Annotated in this window: 11 protein-coding genes; 6 read left to right on the top strand and 5 right to left on the bottom strand. The window is 29.5% G+C overall.

Annotated elements, in window-relative coordinates; all coding sequences use genetic code 11:
• Window positions 1–113: 113 nt before the first annotated feature.
• From PLW95_00620 to PLW95_00595, 6 genes are all read left to right on the top strand, one after another.
• The gene (locus PLW95_00620) at window positions 114–938 is read left to right on the top strand and encodes an SDR family oxidoreductase (protein HOV21172.1); all 825 of its coding nucleotides are present in this window, start codon (window positions 114–116) and stop codon (window positions 936–938) included.
• Entirely contained in the window at window positions 939–2435 is a 1497-nt protein-coding gene (locus tag PLW95_00615; protein ID HOV21171.1) for a galactokinase family protein, read from the top strand.
• A gap of 1 nt (window position 2436) precedes the next feature.
• Entirely contained in the window at window positions 2437–9063 is a 6627-nt protein-coding gene (locus tag PLW95_00610; protein ID HOV21170.1) for a hypothetical protein, read from the top strand.
• Between the two features lie 4 nt (window positions 9064–9067).
• The gene (locus PLW95_00605) at window positions 9068–10135 is read left to right on the top strand and encodes a hypothetical protein (GenBank protein HOV21169.1); all 1068 of its coding nucleotides are present in this window, start codon (window positions 9068–9070) and stop codon (window positions 10133–10135) included.
• Window positions 10136–10152: 17 nt separating this feature from the next.
• The gene (gene gndA, locus PLW95_00600; protein ID HOV21168.1) at window positions 10153–11649 is read left to right on the top strand and encodes an NADP-dependent phosphogluconate dehydrogenase; all 1497 of its coding nucleotides are present in this window, start codon (window positions 10153–10155) and stop codon (window positions 11647–11649) included.
• A 446-nt stretch (window positions 11650–12095) separates the two neighbouring features.
• Window positions 12096–13379: a lactate racemase domain-containing protein gene (locus tag PLW95_00595; protein ID HOV21167.1), complete on the top strand. Its 1284-nt coding sequence runs from the start codon at window positions 12096–12098 to the stop codon at window positions 13377–13379.
• Between the two features lie 19 nt (window positions 13380–13398).
• On the opposite strand, the gene PLW95_00590 is transcribed toward PLW95_00595, so the two are convergent.
• The 5 genes from PLW95_00590 to PLW95_00570 all read right to left on the bottom strand — a co-directional run bounded on the left by PLW95_00590 (window position 13399) and on the right by PLW95_00570 (window position 19178).
• Window positions 13399–14595, bottom strand: coding sequence for a galactokinase family protein (locus PLW95_00590; GenBank protein ID HOV21166.1), 1197 nt, complete (start codon window positions 14593–14595; stop codon window positions 13399–13401).
• Between the two features lie 52 nt (window positions 14596–14647).
• A complete protein-coding gene (locus PLW95_00585) occupies window positions 14648–15961 on the bottom strand; it encodes a neutral/alkaline non-lysosomal ceramidase N-terminal domain-containing protein (protein HOV21165.1) in 1314 nt (437 codons plus the stop codon).
• A 34-nt stretch (window positions 15962–15995) separates the two neighbouring features.
• Window positions 15996–16583 carry a MarC family protein gene (locus tag PLW95_00580; GenBank protein ID HOV21164.1) on the bottom strand — a complete coding sequence of 196 codons (588 nt, stop codon included), beginning with the start codon at window positions 16581–16583 and terminating at the stop codon, window positions 15996–15998.
• Between the two features lie 8 nt (window positions 16584–16591).
• Window positions 16592–17416 (bottom strand): M55 family metallopeptidase, encoded by an 825-nt coding sequence (locus PLW95_00575; GenBank protein ID HOV21163.1) that lies wholly within the window; start codon window positions 17414–17416, stop codon window positions 16592–16594.
• A gap of 442 nt (window positions 17417–17858) precedes the next feature.
• The gene (locus PLW95_00570; GenBank protein HOV21162.1) at window positions 17859–19178 is read right to left on the bottom strand and encodes a DegT/DnrJ/EryC1/StrS family aminotransferase; all 1320 of its coding nucleotides are present in this window, start codon (window positions 19176–19178) and stop codon (window positions 17859–17861) included.
• Window position 19179: the final 1 nt, after the last annotated feature.

Raw genomic sequence — 19179 nt, 5'->3', positions numbered from 1 at the left:
GTTACTTTTTTGCTTGTGAAAAAAATTTGATATCAAAAAAAATAGGGTTTAAAATAATTTTAGTAATTAAAACAAAAGTTCAACCCCCGCAGTTATATAAAAAGGAGAAGAAAATGAAATTTGTAGAAAAATTATTTTCAGTAGAAAACAAAGTTGTTGTAATACCAGGTGGATGTGGCATTCTTGGTGGAGAAATTGCAAAAGGTTTTTCAAAAAGTGGAGCAAAGGTTATTATTTGTGATATTAAAGGATTTGAGGAAAAAAGAGAAGAATTCAAGAAAGAAGGGATTGAAGTAGATAGTATGTATATTGATGTTTTGAAGAAAGATGAAATTGAAAAAACATGTAAAAAAGTAATTGATAAATATGGCAGGATTGATGTTCTTGTTAATGCAGCAGGTGGAAATATGAAAGAGGCAACAACATCAGATGACTTATCCTTTTTTGACCTACCTCTTTCTGCTCTTGAAAAGGTTCTTATTCTTAACCTTTTTGGTGGAGCAATTTTACCAGCACAGGTATTTGGGAAAGAAATGGTAAAGAATAAAGAGGGAGGTTCAATTATAAATATATCATCAATGAATGCTTTCAGGCCTTTAACAAAAATTCCTGGTTATTCTGCTGCAAAAGCAGCAGTAAGTAATTTTACACAATGGCTTGCAGCACATTTTGCTTTTGAATATAACAAAAATCTAAGAGTTAATGCTATTGCACCTGGTTTTTTTCTTACTCAGCAGAATAGATATTTACTTTTAGATGAAAATGGAAACCTTTCACCAAGAGGAAAAACAATAATTTCACATACACCAATGGGAAGGATGGGAAATCCTGATGAACTGATAGGTATTTGTATATATCTATCTTCAAATGCATCAAAATTTGTGACAGGAATTGTTGTCCCAATAGATGGTGGTTTTAATGCTTTTTCAGGTGTCTAAATGATAGCATCAAAAAAGTTAAACGGGATTGAAAATAATGAATGCTTAAAGAAACTTATTGCGTCATACATCAAGAAGTTTAATGATGAGGATATTGATATTCTGAAAGTTCCTGCAAGAATTAACCTTTTAGGTACGCATATTGACCATAGAGGGGGTTATACAAATTACTTAACTATTGACAAAGAACTGTTTTGTGTAGCAGGAAAGAGAAATGATAGTAAAGTAATTTCCTATAATTTAGAAAGCGAAAAATATCCACCAAGAGAATTTGATATAAAAAATGAATTACCAGCCAAAAAGATTAACTGGATTGATTTTATAAGGAAAATTAAAATTACTCCTGGTGATTGGATAAATTATGTAAAGGCACCTATTTTATATCTTCAAAATAAATTTCCTGAAATTCCGTTAAAAGGGTTTAATCTTTTCTATTATGGTGAAATTCCTATCGGGGCAGGTTTAAGTTCATCTTCTGCTTTAGTTGTGGCAACAATGCTTTGTGCCTGTAAAATTAATAATATAGATATTGAAAAAGAAAAACTTGTTGAAATGTGTGGAGAAGCAGAATGGTATGTAGGTACAAGAGGTGGAAGTGGAGACCATGCAGCAATGATTTTTGGTAAAAAGGGGCAGATAGTCCATTTAAGATTTTTCCCTTTTACAAGTAAATATCTACCCTTTCCTGAAAATTATAAAGTAATATGTTGTAACTCACTAATAGAAGCAAAAAAATCTACAGATGCTAAAAATATATTTAATGAAAGAATAGCATCTTATGAAATAGGCTTTAAGTTAATAAAGAAAAATTTTCCTGAATTAAAGAACAAATTGGTGCATTTAAGAGATGTAAATCCAGAAATACTCAAAAGTGAGGAAAATGTATATAAAATTTTGCTTTCAATTCCTGAAATTTCTAAAAGAGAAGAAATTTGTAAATTATTGCCTGAAGAAAATCTTGGAGTACTATTTGAGACGCATATACCTCCTGAAAAAGGTTATAGATTAAGAGATATTTTGATGTATGGAATAAGTGAATGTGAAAGAGCAAGGATATGTGAATATTTTTTAAAAAACAATGAAATAGAAAAATTTGGGAAGTTAATGTTTATTTCACATGACGGTGATAGAGTTGTAAAACATTTAGACAATAATAAAATAGAAAAATGGGATTATAGAGTAACAGATAAGTATCTTTTAAAGTTAATATCTGATTTAAAAAAAGGAAAAGAAGAGGCAAAAATCTATAACCAGCCAGGTGGATATAGATGTAGCACTCCAGAATTAGATTTTATTGTAGATACTACTAAAAAAATCAATGGAGTAAAAGGAGCAAAATTAACAGGAGCAGGGCTTGGGGGATGTGTTTTAGTTTTAGTTGAAGAAAAAGAAGCAGAAAAAACACTTGAAATTCTAAATAAAAAGTATTACCATAAAAGAAACTTACCAGAATCATCTTTTATTTGTAATTCTTCAAGCGGTGCAGAATTTATATAAAATGAAAATAGGAAAATTTATTAAAAATTTGAAGGCAGAAGGGAAAAAGGAAGTTCTTTTATCTTACATTTCAATTTATGAAAAATTTTCTCCATCTCAAAGGAATAAAATAATAAAAATATTCAGTAAGGAAAAAAATGGGCAATGGTATATAAATTTTCTTGAGGAAGGGGAAAAAGAAAAAGATGTAATAAAGAGAAAAAAATTGTGTGCGCTACTTTTGTCAAGAAAAAACTTTGGTTTGCCTTATAATAGAGAAAAAGTTAAATATGTTATAGAGACAGTAAAAGACCTTGAAAATTTAAGAAGCCAGATTTATGAAGCAATAAGAGAAACATATGATGAAAAACAAGACAGAGAATGTTGTGAGAAAATTGCTTTAGATAGAAAAGAATCGGGAAGAAGAATTGTATGTGGAAGATTCAGTCGTGCTTTTTATATTGATGCTTTACTTTTAGCAAATTCAAAATTGCTCTCTTCAAATGTAATAACTCTCCTTTTAGAAAAAATAAGAAGAATAATTTCAAAGTCAAAAATTAGTTTTTTACCAATAGAAAGTGATATACAATTTCTTGATAATTTAACAGGAGAAAATGATGTCTCTATTGCACAGATAAAATGTGGATTGAAAAACTTAAAAGATACATTAAGAAATTATGAATTTCAACTTGTCCAGAAATTTGATGAGAATGCAGAATTTATGATGCAGGATAGAAAAGTTTTTGACAATATCAGAGTTGAAATAAAAAAATTTGAAAATGAATTAAACAAATTTCCATCAAGAACACCTATTTATATGATATTTTTCCAGAGGGTTTTTCCAATAGATGCAATATATATGGGACTTTTAAATGAATTACTTGACCCTTTTTTTGGGGAGGACCCTGAAATTGAAAATTTACTTGCAAATGGGGGGGAAAACATTTATGTAACACCTGATATGAAGGACTGGCTTAGAATTTGTGATGACTGGATAGAAGCACTTCCTGCATATGCAACATATCAAATAATACCTGAAAATGGTTCTTATAAGTTCACTGCATGGGTTCAGAGAAATATTCTTGAGGAAATGTACAGAACAAATGCTGAAAACTGGGCATTAAATATAGAAGAGGTTATGCTTACAGAAAATGTTTTTCTTGCAAGAAATATTCTCTCCAAAATTTTAAAGATAAATTTTAAGGATGAAAAACAATTAATTGAAAGAACAAGAAATAAAAAGAAGGAAATTGCCTATATTTCTGCACTCATTGAAAAATCATATGAGAATATGATTAGGCAGATATCTGAAATATGTGAAAGAGAGAAACTGCTAAGATTTGAAGGATTAACACTTGCTATAAATGAAGTGGAAAAAGGTAATCTGGTAAAAGAATTTTTGAAAAATTATAAAGGCATTAAATCATTAAAAAATCAACTTGAAAAATTCCTTGAAGAACATTGTATTCTGGAACTCCATGAGAAATATTTATCGCTTGTAGATTATCCAAAAAGGAATCTTCCTTCTATTCATATTTTAACTACTCTTGGACCGGGTGAAAGCGAACTTAATGTAAAAAACTGGCTTGAGGAAAGTATGCTTTTATTCAATATTATAAGAAGACACAAACTTGAAGAAAAAGTAAAAGGAAAAATGGAAATATGGAGACAAAATATAATAAAAATAGGTGAAAAAATAATTAAAGAAAACAATCTTGAAGGGGAAATTTACAAGTTAGGAGAAGGAGAACAGGGAATATTAAAATGTCTTTTTTCTTATCCAGAAATAGGAAAAGAAGTATCAAAAATAATAATTCTGTTGCAAAAAGAGGGTGAAAATTTAAATAGAAAAGATTTTAAAGTAAAAGAACCAGAATGCGTTTTAAAATGTCTGGAAAATATAAATTTAATTGATATAAAGGAAGAAGAGAATCTGAAAATTTTAAAGAAAACAAGAGAAGATATGATTAGAAATTTCAATCTAGAAAAAGAAACAAAAGAGTTTCTTAAAAATTATCTCAATCCAACATATTCAACTATTAATGCTCAAAAAGAAGTTATTGTTGAAGAAAATTTAATAAGTGAACTTTCAAATCCACTTTTTAGATATGAAGCAGAAGGCCCTTTTAAAAGATATAACTTACTTTATACTCCAAGCAGAGTGGACCTTGGAGCAAAAGAAGTTTTTTCAGTAAGAGATATTCCTAAATGGGTAGGTGGTATAGATGATATTTCTGCAAATTCTGGGAAAGAATTATATCGCCTTTATAATATTGCAGGTCCAACTGTTGTTCCTTCTACAAGAGTAACTGAATTTTTAAAAGTAGGGGAAAATTTCTTTTCAAGAGGTGGTGTCTATTATCTTTCATTAGCAGGCAGTATAAATCTTGATACACTGGGAATGGGCGATTTTGAATTTTTCAGAAATCAATGGAATGCAAGAGGTGATAGAAAGGTCTTACCAGCAGGTGAAACATATGGAGGTTTTTGTGTTCCTAAGGAATTCAGTCTTCTTTATGCAATAATTATAGCATGTGTTGATAGAGAAATATCTTCTCAGATATTATCTTCATTTGGAATACCAGAAAAAATTCAGGAACATATAATAAAAGATTTGCGAGAAGTTCTTGGTTGGCGAGCAGAAATTACTTCTGAATTAGAATGGGAAGAAAAAGCAACTTCTTATCTTTTCAAAAAATATCCTGAATATTTTGGAATAATTGGAAAGCCCATCTGTCTTTCAAGATTACCACAAATTGCAAAGATACTTGGGAAAATGGGGCTTATTGAAAATAAAGAAAAAGAACTTGAATATAAATTTACTTACTGGGTTAACAAAAAAGCACAGGGTTTAGAAGAAATAAATAGAACAGGTCCTTTTAGAAAAGTTAAACTTATTTATCAACTTATACATCAGGCAAGGAAGAAAAATCCATATTTAGTTGATGACAGTGAATTGATAGGCGTTATGACAGCAAATTATAAAGAAGGGGAGAAAAAAGATGGGAAATTGATACCTGTCTCTGATGTGAGGTTCAGTGCAGGAAGCAGAAAACTTGAAATATATTCTAATGTTGCAGATAATCATATACTTCTTGATATTGACCCGGAAGGAAGAGAAATAATTAAAGAGATGTTCAAAGATTTTATTCCACCTGCTGATATTAGAATTGTTGGCAGTTGCACTGGCTCAGATATTCTAAATCATGTGCCTAATTCAGGACTTGAACAAATAAAAAATGAAGTTGAGAATTACTTATTAAATATTGGAATTGATGAAAATATTATAAGGACAAATTGCCTTGTATATGGAGGAAATTTAAAAAGGTGGATAGGAATAAAGGATAGAACAGAGAAAGAAAAAGAAAAAATAATAAAAGACCTTGAAGGGAAAATCCATCTTCTTGTTATTGACAAAAGAGGACCTTTTTCTTCATATGAAGAGGCAATTCAAGGTATTGATTTCATTGACCTGGGGATACCTGACCCGGAACTATTAGAATTAGTTGATAATTTACCAAAGATGCTTTATTTGATGAAAAAAGGAAGGCCAAATAGTGGGTTGGTTTTTGCAGACGGAACTTCTGGGGCAAGAAGACCTACATTTGCTTTTAATTATCCGAACTGCAGAAGGAAAGTAAAAGAACTTTTTGCACTTGAAGAAAAAGTTGTTTATGGTTGTCTTGGAATAGGAAAAGAAACAATTGAAAAATGGAAAAACCAATTAAATGATGAGAAAAGTTTAAGTGAGGAATTTTTAACTGCTATATTAAATGAGAACAAAGAAAAAGCAGGAGAGGTTTTAAATAGAATAAAAAAGAATATTCTTATTGAAAGAAAATTTGACGATGTTTTAAGAGAGGAAAGAGATGCAAAAAATTTAGGCGTATGGAATTTGAGAGATAGATATATAACTGATACTTTTGCAAAAATTTCAAAAGGTATAAAACTAAATGAATTTGATTTTGGGAAATGGATAATTTATGGAGGAAGTTATATTATAAATGGGAAATTAGAAAAAGAAGAAATTTCAGAATTAAGAGAAAAATATAGAATAAAATTAAAAAAATTATTTGGTGTTTCAGGTAAAGAAAGTTATGGACAAAAAGAAATAGATTTTATTGTTAACAACTTTTTAAGGTCTATTTATCATCCACCTAAACAATATAAGTATAGAGAGATAAGTACAGGACTTGCTGGTTCTCTAAAAGCAGTTGAAGAAAAAGTTGAGGGACTTGCAAGGTGGGAAGAAAGAAAAAAAGAAATTGAAAGAGTAAAATGCATAAGAGAAAAGAAAAGAGGTTTCCTTGATGTAGAAAAGGTAATAGAAAATTATCCTAAAAATCTTTCTCTTATATATGGAAAGGCGAAAGAAATTATAGGAAAAGGGACAAATACTATTTCTCCCTATGATTTCGGAAAATATCTGCGGATTTCAAAATTATATCTTGAATTTCTTAATAAAGAGATTGTATCTTTTAATGGGAAAAATTTATTACAGGATATAAATAATTTATTTTCAGAAAATGTGATAACTGATAAAAACTATTTATCTCTTGTTACAAATCTTGCCAGTTCCGCTGATGTAAAGACAGGAAATTATGAATTTTACAATGAAATCTGTGCTGGACTTGAACTTATTGATATTTCACTTTTAATTGAAAAAACAATTAATCTCAATTCAGATGAGGAATTTAATACTGAAATATCTAAATTTTTTGATTTAACAGTAAATAATCATATTTTTGATTCTCTCCCTTACCATTATTCAAAAGAAAGGTCCTCAACTTTTGAAAAAATTCCAAGAGATAAGAAATTTCAACTTGCCTGTCAATATCATAGGTATCTATATACATATTTAAGGTCTCTTATATCTGAAAAAACATCTATGAAGAAATTTTCTTCTGATTATACTGATTTATATCTTGGAAATTTTGATAAAAATATTTATGGGATTGGAATAAGAGGGGAGAATAAAGACGAGGATTTTTGGTTTCATTATGTTCGTCTAAGAGATAGTGTTGTTTTAAAATATGAGGGTTTTGGATACCCAGAAATAATTATGCAGATTGACCCTGCTGACTTATCTGTATCTGAAAGAGTTAATCTTGGGATAATATATCCCTATGGCAATACAACGGTTCCTGTTGCTTTACAACAAGGACCAATCCTTTCAACAAATGCCAATATAAATCTTTTCTTAACTTCATTTCCTATTCCTGAATTAAAAGAAGATAAAAAAGTTCTTACAATAAGAGAAGGTATGTTCTATCCAAACCAAAATGACATAAAAAAACTCAGAGAGAAATATAAAAAATTTGGTGAAAATGAAAATGGACTGGTCTTTGGAACATTTAAAGGGGTAATTACACTTCATGGAATTTTTTTCCATTTTACTCATCCATTAAGGTCTGAAATAGATACTTACAGAATACCAATAATCCAGCCATTAATATGGGAAGCAGCAACTCACCTTAAATGTGAACTTCCCAAAATGTTAAAAGGTTCTGGGGTTAAAACACCTGAGCAGGAAAACTGGTATATAAAAGATACTGAAAAGTATGGAGGTAAGTCAAAGAATAAAATTAAAGAAAAAATATACAAATTGGCAAGAAAATATGATGCATTGATTGTAAAACCAGAAAAAGAATCAGGAGGAAGAAAATCACTTATACTTCCAGTAAAAGAAAATGGGAAATATATTGAAGAAAATATAGATAAATTGGTAGAATTAACTTTTGAAATTTCTAAAACAGATAATGTTGTAATTCAGCAGGTACTTGAATCAAGAGTAAGGCAATTATATTCAAAAGAATTTTTAGAAAAACTTGTTGAAAGATTTGCAAGAATTGGGGTTCCTGTATTACTTGATAGAGAACCACAGACACCATTGTATTCATATTTCAGGCAGATTCTTGTTTTTGAAAAAAGTGACTATAAAATTTCGCATCATATAACTGTTATAAGTACTCAAGGTATTGCCAATGTTGGACAGGGCGGTCTACTTTTTGAATATACTGATGATATTATTAATCCAAAATATAGAAACGACATGAGGATACAAATAACAAAAGCAGCATTTTCAAGTATGGAATCCCAAAGAAAATATTTAAAAAAGAATTGGAAATATGTTTTAAATGAATATTTAAAAATTTATCCAGAATTTATGTCAAAAGTAAAGTATGATGAAATTTTCTCTGATTTAACCGGTTTTAAAATAAATGATATTCCTTATGAAATGGGGGATTATATGCCTGTTTTTCTTATAGATGAAGATGATAATTTAAAATATATTTTTGATGAAAAAGAAGAAAAACTTATACCTCTATATGATGAAAAAGGTAATCCAACTAAGATAAAAATATTTGATAGTAATATGAAAGAGATAAAAAGAGTTGATAAAAATAAAAAGGTTTTATCAATTCCTCTATTTAATGAAAAAGGAGAAAAAAGAAAATTATATGACAAAAGAGGCAATGAAATACCATCCCTTGTTGTTTATAAAATTGAACCAAATCCAGGAGCAGGTTTATGGAGACCACATAATGACCAATTGCCGCCAGAAAGAAAAGGGGAGGGGGTCTTTATAATATTTAAGTCATTAGGAGAAAGAGCGAAAATTTATAAAGAAAGATTAGAGTCAAAATAAGAAAGTGAAAAAGATAGGAATAATTTATCAATCTGATGAAGAATATATAAAGAAAATTATCTTATTTTTTAATATTGAATGTCTTAAGGGAAAGGGAAATATTGAGTTTTATGGAATTAAATGGGATTCAAAAGAAAATTTTGAAAGAGAGATTTTAAAAATGAGCAATAATTTTATTGTAGAAAAAGTACTTTTAAAATTCTCTCCTAAATTTGAAAAAGTTTTAGTTTTAAGTCTTATTGCTAAAGAAGAAATAAAAGTTCATAAAAAAATTTCTGCTTTTTTAAAAAAAAATAATATATTTCAATTGAATCCTTTTTCTTCTTCTCTGAAAGCAGATAATAAATATTACACTATAAAAAAATTAGAAAAAAATAGAATAAATGTTCCTAAATGTATTTTACTGGAATGGGAAAAAAGAGGGGAAATTGAAAAAATCCTGAAAGAATTTCTTATTAAAAATAGAATTGAAAATTTTTATATACAGCCGAATTGGGGAACAGAAGGAAGAGAAACATATTTTTTCACAAGTAAATATTTTTTTGAAAATAAAAAAAATGTTCTTGAAACAATTTTTACAATTTTACAGGGCCAGTCAGTAATTATAAAAGAAGAAAGAGGGAATGTTTTTTTTTATAATGAAAAAGAAAAAGGATATAGACAAATTGTTTTTAGAGTCCTTTTATGGAAATTTAATAACGAAATTATGACTGACTATGGATTTGTTGAAATAGCAAATGATAATTTACCAATTACTTCTGTTGAAAAAGAGGGGAAAATTATTCGTTTTAAAGATATTTTTTTAAAAGTTTTTTACAGGGAAAAAGAGGAATACAAAAGATTAATTCTTACAAGTTATGATATTGATTTAATAAAAAAAGATGTATTAAATGTTTATTATGCTTTCAATTATAAATTAAAGGAATTACTGAATTTTATGGGAATTGACTTCTTACTTGAATTTAAAGAGGGGAAAGTCATTCCTGTTTTTCTTGAAATAAATCCAAGACCATCAGGAATTAATAAACTTGAAAAATTTGATTTTGAAGGTAAAATGTCCATTAAAAATTAAAATAAAAGGAGATGAAAATGGAAAAATGTGATATTGGAATAATTGGAATGGAGGTTATGGGTAAAAATCTTGCCCTTAATTTTGAAGATAAGGGTTATACTGTTGCTGTTTATAATAGAACAGGAGAGAAAACAAAAAATTTTGTGGAAACACAGGCAAAAGGGAAAAAAATTATTCCAGCATATGAAATAAAGGATTTTGTTGGACTATTGAAAAAACCTAAAAAAATAATGATGATGGTAAAAGAAGGAAAACCAGTTGATGATTTTATTGAAAAACTTATTCCATTTCTTGAAAAGGGAGATATTATAATTGATGGTGGAAATTCATATTTTAAAGATACTATCAGGAGATATGAATATTTAACAGAAAAAGGAATTTTATTTATCGGAACTGGTGTTTCTGGTGGAGAGGAAGGGGCTTTAAAAGGTCCTTCTATTATGCCAGGTGGTTCAAAAGAAGCATATCAACTTATTGAAAAAATGTTTTCTGATATTTCAGCAAAAGCGTATGATGGTTCTCCATGTGTATCTTTTATTGGTCCTGGTGGAGCAGGGCATTTTGTAAAAATGACACATAATGGAATTGAATATGGAGATATGCAACTTATTGGAGAAGTTTGCTGGTTTTTTAAAAATGCTTTATGTATGAAAGGCGAAGAAATTGGTGAAATTATGGAAAAGTGGAATAACAAAAATGATATATTATCATCTTATCTTATAGAAATTACATCGGACCTTTTGAAAGAAAAAGATAAAAGAAACGAAGGAGTATATCTTGTTGATATTGTGGCAGATATTACAAGAATGAAAGGGACTGGAACATGGACAGTTCAAAGTGCATTGGAATTACTTGTTCCTGTTCCAACAATATCTTCTGCTGTGTTTTCAAGAGAAATGTCTGGGGAAAAAGATTTAAGATTGAAAATGAGTAAAATTCTACCTCTTAATATCAGAGAAGAACTAAATGAGAAAAAGGAAGATATTATTGATATTGCTCATGATGCACTTTATATAGGTAAAATTTCTTCATATGCTCAGGGTTTTGCACTTCTTAAATCTGCATCTGAGTTTTATAAATTCAACTTAAATTTAGGAGAAATAGCAAAAATATGGAGAGCAGGATGCATTATAAGAGCACAATTTCTTGATGAAATTACAAAGGCATATTTAGAGAATCCTGAACTTTTAAATTTGATTGCACACAGTAAATTTTCTGATTTTATTAAAAAGAATTTATGGAAACTTGGAAAGTTGGTTGAAATTTCTCATAAAGTCGGAGTTCCTGCATTAGGATTGGCAAATTCCTATGATTATATTTTACAATTAACTTCACCAATTATGTTTGCCTGTCAGGTAACTGCTTTACAGAGAGATTACTTTGGAGCACATGGATATTTTAAAATTGGCGGAGAAGAAAGTCCTGAGATATTAGAAACAGAAAATGGAAAAATAAGGGAATTTCATACTGAGTGGTTATTACCAGGAAGACCTGAAAAAGAAATAACTAAATAAATTAGGATGCGTAGCTAAAAGCGAGGAGCTTACGGGCGAGCATTCCTTCTCTTAAGGGAAGGTGTATTTCCTCTTTAACAAACCGACTAAAGAAGCAAAGGGTAGAAAAGCAGAGTTGGTGCGTTATTCCAAAATACACCCCTCTTTCGTAAAGAGGGGTTAGGGGAGATTTTCCAGATAGCACAACGGGGAGAGAGGGGGATTTAAGGAAATTACAGGAAATCCATCCCCACCTTCCTTTTATAAAGGAAGGAGACAAATGTTCCCCCTTTGACAGCCCGACAAAAGAGGGGATGATTAGCAAAGCAGAGTTGGTGTGTTATTGTCCTTCAGATAGTACAACGGGAGTGAGGGGGATTTTTATATCCGCCCAAAGATTAACCACAAAACATTGCAAATAAGACGAGATTTTTGGAAGTACCATATTAAATAAAAACGAGGTAGATATGGGAACAGGTAAAGGAGAGGTAAATAGAATAATTAGTGAAGAGGAAATAAGAAAAATTTTGGAAAATTATTTAACAAAAGAAAATGATTTTTCTAATAAAAAGGTCCTTGTGATAATTCCTGATACAACAAGGTCAGGACCAACTGCTCTTTTTTTTCATTCAATTTTAGATATTCTAAAAAAGAAAGTAAAAAAAATTGATTTTATGATTGCACTTGGAACACATCCAGAAATGTCTGATGAAAAAATAAGAGAATTTTTAGATATAAAAGGAAATGAAGAAACAGAAATTTTCCAGCACCAGTGGAATAATTCAGAGGCACTTGAAGAAATCGGTATAATAAATAAACAACAGATGGGAGAATATATAAGCACCCTTTTAAATGAAAATATTCCTGTTAGAATAAATAGAAAAATCTTTCAATATGATGAAATAATTATTTCCGGTCCTGTTTTTCCCCATGAAGTTGTTGGTTTTTCAGGTGGTTATAAGTATTTTTTTCCAGGAATTTGCGGTCCTGAATTTTTACATAAATTCCACTGGTTAGGAGCTTTAATAACAAATCCTAAAATAAATGGAGTAATAAAAACACCTGTCCGAGATGTAATAAATATTGCAGCTTCATTTATAAATAAAAAAGTTCATTTAATAAACTATGTAGTAAATGAAAACTTAATTTACGGTGTTTTTGCTGGTGATACAGATGACTGGGAAAAAGCAGCACAACTTTCTTCAAAAATAAATATAAAATATGTTGATATGCCATTTAATATGGTAATTTCAGTTGCACCACCTATGTATGATGATATATGGACAGCAGGAAAATGTATGTATAAACTTGAACCAGTTGTTGCTGATGGAGGAAAACTTATTATTTTTGCTCCTCATATAAATGTTGTGTCATATACTCACGGAAAATATTTAGAAGAAGTTGGTTATCATACAAGAGATTATTTTCTAAAACAATGGGAGAAATTTAAAAATTATCCTGGTTGTATTCTTGCTCATTCAACACATGTTAAAGGAATAGGGACTTTTATAGATGGAATTGAAAAACCGAGAATTGAAGTAATTCTTGCAACAGGAATAAGTGAAGAAATATGCCGGAAAATAAATTTGGGATATATTAATCCTGATACTCTGGACAGAGAAAATTATAAAAACAGGGAAAATGAAGGAATACTTGTAGTTGAAAAAGCAGGGGAAGTGTTATACAAACTAAAAAATGGTAAAGTTCCTGATATTGACCAATTATACAAAAAAGAAGTAAAACAAAGTTAATATGGATGGAGTAATTATATTATAATTCAAATATTTCTGGTTTTCTCCCGTGATTAGTAAAAAATATCTTGTATTTATCTTTTAACTCAGGAAATTTTGGTATATATTTTTTTTCAATGTTCACAATTATTTGTTCCCTTTCAATATTACCTTTTGTTAATGCTATACAACTCCCACCAAATCCAGCACCACTAAATCTTGCTCCATAAATTTCTGGAATAGAGTTTAAAATGTCATGTAATTGGATTGTTTCGGGTATTCCACACTCATAATTTTTTATTGAACTTTCACCAGACATTTTCATTAATTTGCCAAATTTCTCTATTTCTCCTTTCTCCCAGTATTTAACTCCTTTTTTAACTCTTTCAATTTCTGAATAAAAATGTGTTGCCCTTTTCTTTAAGTTTTCGGGTAATTTATCTTTAAATTTTTCAAAATATTCTTTTTTAACATCCCTTAATTTTATATTTTTTTTTATTTTTTTACCTGCAAATTTTAAAAGTATTTTTCCTGCTTCTTCACACTCACTAACTCTTTCATTATAGTTTGTATTTAAAAGGGTTCTATTAACCCCTGAGTGGACAATAAGTATTTGAAAGTCAAATTTCTTCTTTGGAATTACATTCCTATATTTTCCAGATTTGCAGTCAATAAAAATTAGAGATTGCGGATGTAAGGAATTTAATAGTATAACTGATTGGTCTAAAATTCCATTATTTAATCCGATAAATTCATTTTCTATTTTTTGCATCAATGAGATATTTTCTGTTTTATCAACTACAATTTCATTAACTTTTTCAAGTGCAAGAAGATAAGAAATCCCGGTTGCAGCGGAGGAACTTAAACCACCTGTTGATATTTCTCCATAAACAACTCCATTTATACCGTTTTTGATTCTAAATTTTTCTTTAAGAATATGAGCAGCACCTTTTATATAATCGGACCATCTATTTTCTTTTTTAAAATTTTTATTTATTGAAAATTCAACAAAGTCATTATAATTTTCACTATAAATTTTAACATTCTTACTATTGTTTTTGCTAAATAAAAAAAATATATATTTATCAATAGTCATCCCGGAAACAATTCCTAATTGATGGTCAATATGAGCACCAAGAGGGGATATTCTTAATGGCACTTTTATAAGATATGACTTATTTTTCCCAAACAATTTATTATGTTTTTTTTGCAGAAAAGCAATGCCCTTTCTTTCCATTCTATGCACTTATATTTTTAACTATTGTAATTGGATAATATTATCTGAATTTTCAAAATTTCTTAAACTGATTTATTACTTCATTTATTAAATCGCTCTCCATTTTTTCTGAATAAGGTGCTGGATATTTATGATAAAGGAAAGACCCTGCTTCATATCCACCTTCTTTTATTCCATTTGCAGTTGGAACATAACCTATTAGCCCATTTGAATAGCCAAATATAATAAGATTTTTCCCTATTTTTTCTTTCAATTTAATTCCTATTTCTACCATAATTTCTCCTGGTAATCCTAAAATAAAAATATCCCCAATTTTGATAAATTGTAAATAACCTTCAATGTAATTATTTAATTTTTCTCCCTTTTCAATTCTTCCTCTCATATCTTCTTTCCACTCCTCTATTATATCAGGTCCAAAATATGAAAATTGTTTTTTATAACTTTGAACAATCTCTTCAAGATGTTTTATATTTTTAGGTATTAATTTATCTTCAAGTTGAAATTTAAAGTTAACAATTTTACTATTCAATTTAACCTCTTTTAGTGATATACTTTTTTCGCTAACTTTTATAACCTCTCCAAATAAAATTTTTCCCATTCTTTCAATATCTTCAAAATTTCCCCCTATAAATTGACCATTTTCAACAAGAGCAGGTCTGACATCTCCACAACATCCATTTGTGAACATAGCAAGACAGCCCGAATAAGATTTTTCAATTTCCCTTTGTGCTACACCTGGATAATCTGCAGAAATTTCATATATTTTAGTTGATAAAGTTGTTGGATGACATGTATAGTTAAATAAAATTACTTTTGAAGTTCCATCTTTTTTCTCAAATTTTATTACTGAGACATCTTCATCAATTGGACCTTCAAAATTTGGCATCATATATACACCTTTTTTTGTTTTTTTCCTTCTGTTAACAATGCCAATATTAACCTTGCCTTTTCCTACCCTTACATTTACTTTTTCCATATTTCCTCTTGATTCAATGGCAGCACCGACTATTTTTTTCTGCAAAATTTTTAAGTAGTCAGGGTCAACTTTATCTTTACCCCCATAAGTGCTTTCAATAAATGGCCCTGTATGTGTATGAGATGAAGTAAAAAGAAAATTTTCAGGAGATATTTTTAACTTATTTTTTAATTCTTCCCTTGTATTATGGACGAATTCTTCAGAAAAACCAATAAGGTCTGAACTTAAAATATATAATGTCGTTTTCTTATCGGAAAGACAAACTAATTTTAAATATAAAGGGTCATGGACTTTTTTAGATGGCTTATTTCTACCTGAATGACCTTGAAGATAATATCCAACCGGTGGAGTTATATCTACTTTACTTATACCACATAATAATTCTTCCATTTTAATCTCCTTTCAAAAGTTTTGATGCTTCTTTTTATTTTAAAAATTCCTTAATTCCAGTAAAAGCCATATTCATTCCAATACTTGAGATAAAAAAACCAGTTAATCTTACAAGTGGACCTAATAAATTTTTTCCTAATAACTTTCCTATTTCAATTGAATATATCATCAAAATAAAATTTATAAAGACAGCCAGAATAATTGAAATACATACTGAAATTACTCCATAAACAGCAGATAAAGAAATAGTTGCAGTTATTGTCCCTGGTCCTGCTATCATTGAAGCAAGAGTAATCATTGCAATTTCTTCTGTATCTTTTGTCTCATCTATTCCAAATCCCCCTTTTAATAAGGCATTTAGTCCAAAGAGAAAAAGTATAATTCCCCCTGCTATTTGAAGGGAATAAATGTTTATTCTAAAAATATTTCTTAAAATAAAATTACCTCCAACTGCAAAAATTATAAGAATTATCAGTCCTGTATAAGATGACTTAACTGAAATATTTTTTATAAATTGTTTTCCTTCGTCTATTAATGAATTTATTATTAAAATTTTACTTACAGGATTTATTACTATTAATAAAAATAAAGCGTTTTCTAATATTTTTTCAAAATATTCCATTTATTTTATTAAATTTCATCATAGTTTTTTGGGTTATAAGGCATGTTCATTACCTCTATAACACTACTTGAATGTTCCTCTATTGATATTCTTTTACCAAAATCTTGGTCTGGTCTAAATATAACAACTCTTTTAAAAGGGGCTTTTAACGGAATAATTCCCCAGTCCGGATATTCAATTGCTTTTTTTATTGCTTTATACGCTGTTTTTTTTATTAATTCTCTTGCTTTCTCTGAATGTAAATGAATAGCAGCATTATTTCTTCTGCGATATGCTTCTCTTGGACACTCATCACCTTTTCCTGGTGTAGTTCCTTCTTTTACAGTGATAGTCACAATTCCAGGAATAAGTTCTTCTGCTTCTTTACATAATGCTTTATCTCCTGATGCAAATATTGTCCTTACTCCCAATTCACTTGCACACATAGAAAATTGCCCAAATTCTCCAATTGCTATATCATTTATTCTCATTTCAAAATATGAAAAACTTTGTGTATGTGCTATATGAGCAAATTCTGTTCTTGATTTAGCATGTTGTCCCACAAAAGCAACAAAATCATACGACTTATCCAATAATAATGGCCACTTTTGCCATCCTCTTAAAAGTTTTACTCTTTTATCAAGAAGTTTTGGATTTATTCCACCTGGACCATGCCCATCAGCAACAACTATTTCTTTTATTCCTCCTTCAAAAAATCCTTCAACTGCTGAATTTACTTCCATTGTTAGAAACTCTTTTGCTACCTCATAATATCTACTTTCAGGACTACACCAATTATCAAAATCAAGTACTCCTGCAACTCCTTCCAAATCAGTCATTATATATATTTTCATTTTTTCTCTCCTGCTTTTTATTTGGGTATTGCCAAAATTATCTCCCCAAATTCACCTTACATTTTCTCACAAAGACAGGTGAAATGTGAAAAGTTGAAATCCATCCCCTCGGGCATAGCCCTACGGGCGAGCCCTCCTTCCCTTATAAAGGGAAGGAGTATTTCCCTCATTACTTCCCCCTTTAGTAAACTGACTAAAGTTGCAAAGTTTAGCACACAGAGTTGGTGCTGTAATGTATTTCAATAGGCACAACGGGGATTGAGGGGGATTTGAAGAGTGTTTTTTCTCTTTCATCTCTTTTTCATCTATTTTTGACACTACCTAAGCATCTTATATTTCAGTAGCAAGCACTCCATAACAACATCCTAATGACTTATTTTTTATCTTCTTATCCTGCTACTTTTTCCTTTTTTATTTGTGTTTTTTCAACTTGTATTATAAATTACCTATGGAATGTTAAACTCCATCCACCAATTTCTTCCGGGTCCCCTTCATCATATTTCAACAATTCCTTATAATTACTTACAACTTTTTTTATTCCATAAGCATATTGTTCAATAATTTCAGGTACAAATTTTTTAAACCATGGAACTGAAAATACTTTTTTATTTATACCTTCTGATATAGGCAGTGATTTATATAATTTTCTTACATCTCTTGCTGCTTTTGATATTATTGTTGGTTTACCTTCATTATAAATATCTATGTTTTGAAAAACAGGATGAGTATGTAATGGTTTATTACATCCAGGACTTAAAGGTACTCCTTCGGCTCTCGCTGCTTCACAAAATTTTGTAATAGATAACCCACCTAATTCTTCACTATAATATTTTCCCTTTGCAGAATACCAACCACCCATCGTAAGAGAGGAATTTTTTAGCGGTCTTAATGCTCTGATACCAGCAACTCCTTCAAGTAAATCCCAAAAATAATTCATTGCTTTATCTATTTCTTCCATCTCCTTTTTATATTTTTTTATTTGAACAAGACCAACCGCTGATGACATCTGATGCATCCTATATTTATAACCACCCCACGGAAGCCCTGCTCCATCTTTTAAATAGTCAATTGTTAATTCATTATGTCTTTCATAATGTCCAAAAACAATCCCTCTTTCATAAATTTCTCTGTTATTTGTTAGCATTATCCCACCTTCTCCAACTGCAAATGCCTTTCCACTCATTATTGAAAAAGCAGATACATCACCAAATGTCCCTGTTAATTTCCCTTTATATAAGGAACCATGTGAGTGAGAACAATCTTCAACAACTTTTAATTTATATTTCTCTGCTATTTTCATAATTCTATCCATATCTGCTGGATACCCACAATAATGAACAACAATTATACATTTTGTTTTCTCACTAATTTTTCTTTCTATATCATCAGGGTCAACGCTTAATGTTTCCGGGTCAATATCTGCAAAAACAACTGTTCCTCCAAGTGATAAGACAGGTATACATGAAGCCCAATAGGTAACTGATGGACATATAACCTCATCTCCTGGACCAATCCTAATTCCATAAAATGCACAATGTAAAGCAGCAGTTCCATTATTTGTCCCTAATGCATATTTCATCCCATACCAATTTGCATATTCTTTTTCAAATTCCATTGTTATATCTGTTTCTGACATTTTTCCTGCCCTTAAAACATCTAATACCTTATCTTCCATTTCTTTATTAACTATGGGCCATTTAAAAATTTCTTCATTCTCATTTTTTACTGCTTTCTCTCCTCCCAAAATTGCCAATTTTTCCATT

Source organism: bacterium (assembly GCA_035370465.1).
GTDB lineage: Bacteria > Ratteibacteria > UBA8468 > B48-G9 > JAFGKM01 > JAGGVW01.
The sequence above is the reverse complement of the archived record's forward strand: the minus strand, read 5'-3'. Positions and strand labels throughout refer to the sequence as shown.

Coding starts and splice junctions, on each gene's coding strand:
- PLW95_00610 (HOV21170.1), top strand. CDS start 2,437: ATGAAAATAGGAAAATTTATTAAAAATTTGAAGGCAGAAGGGAAAAAG.
- PLW95_00595 (HOV21167.1), top strand. CDS start 12,096: ATGGGAACAGGTAAAGGAGAGGTAAATAGAATAATTAGTGAAGAGGAA.
- gndA (HOV21168.1), top strand. CDS start 10,153: ATGGAAAAATGTGATATTGGAATAATTGGAATGGAGGTTATGGGTAAA.
- PLW95_00590 (HOV21166.1), bottom strand. CDS start 14,595: ATGGAAAGAAAGGGCATTGCTTTTCTGCAAAAAAAACATAATAAATTG.
- PLW95_00620 (HOV21172.1), top strand. CDS start 114: ATGAAATTTGTAGAAAAATTATTTTCAGTAGAAAACAAAGTTGTTGTA.
- PLW95_00570 (HOV21162.1), bottom strand. CDS start 19,178: ATGGAAAAATTGGCAATTTTGGGAGGAGAGAAAGCAGTAAAAAATGAG.
- PLW95_00575 (HOV21163.1), bottom strand. CDS start 17,416: ATGAAAATATATATAATGACTGATTTGGAAGGAGTTGCAGGAGTACTT.
- PLW95_00580 (HOV21164.1), bottom strand. CDS start 16,583: ATGGAATATTTTGAAAAAATATTAGAAAACGCTTTATTTTTATTAATA.
- PLW95_00615 (HOV21171.1), top strand. CDS start 939: ATGATAGCATCAAAAAAGTTAAACGGGATTGAAAATAATGAATGCTTA.
- PLW95_00585 (HOV21165.1), bottom strand. CDS start 15,961: ATGGAAGAATTATTATGTGGTATAAGTAAAGTAGATATAACTCCACCG.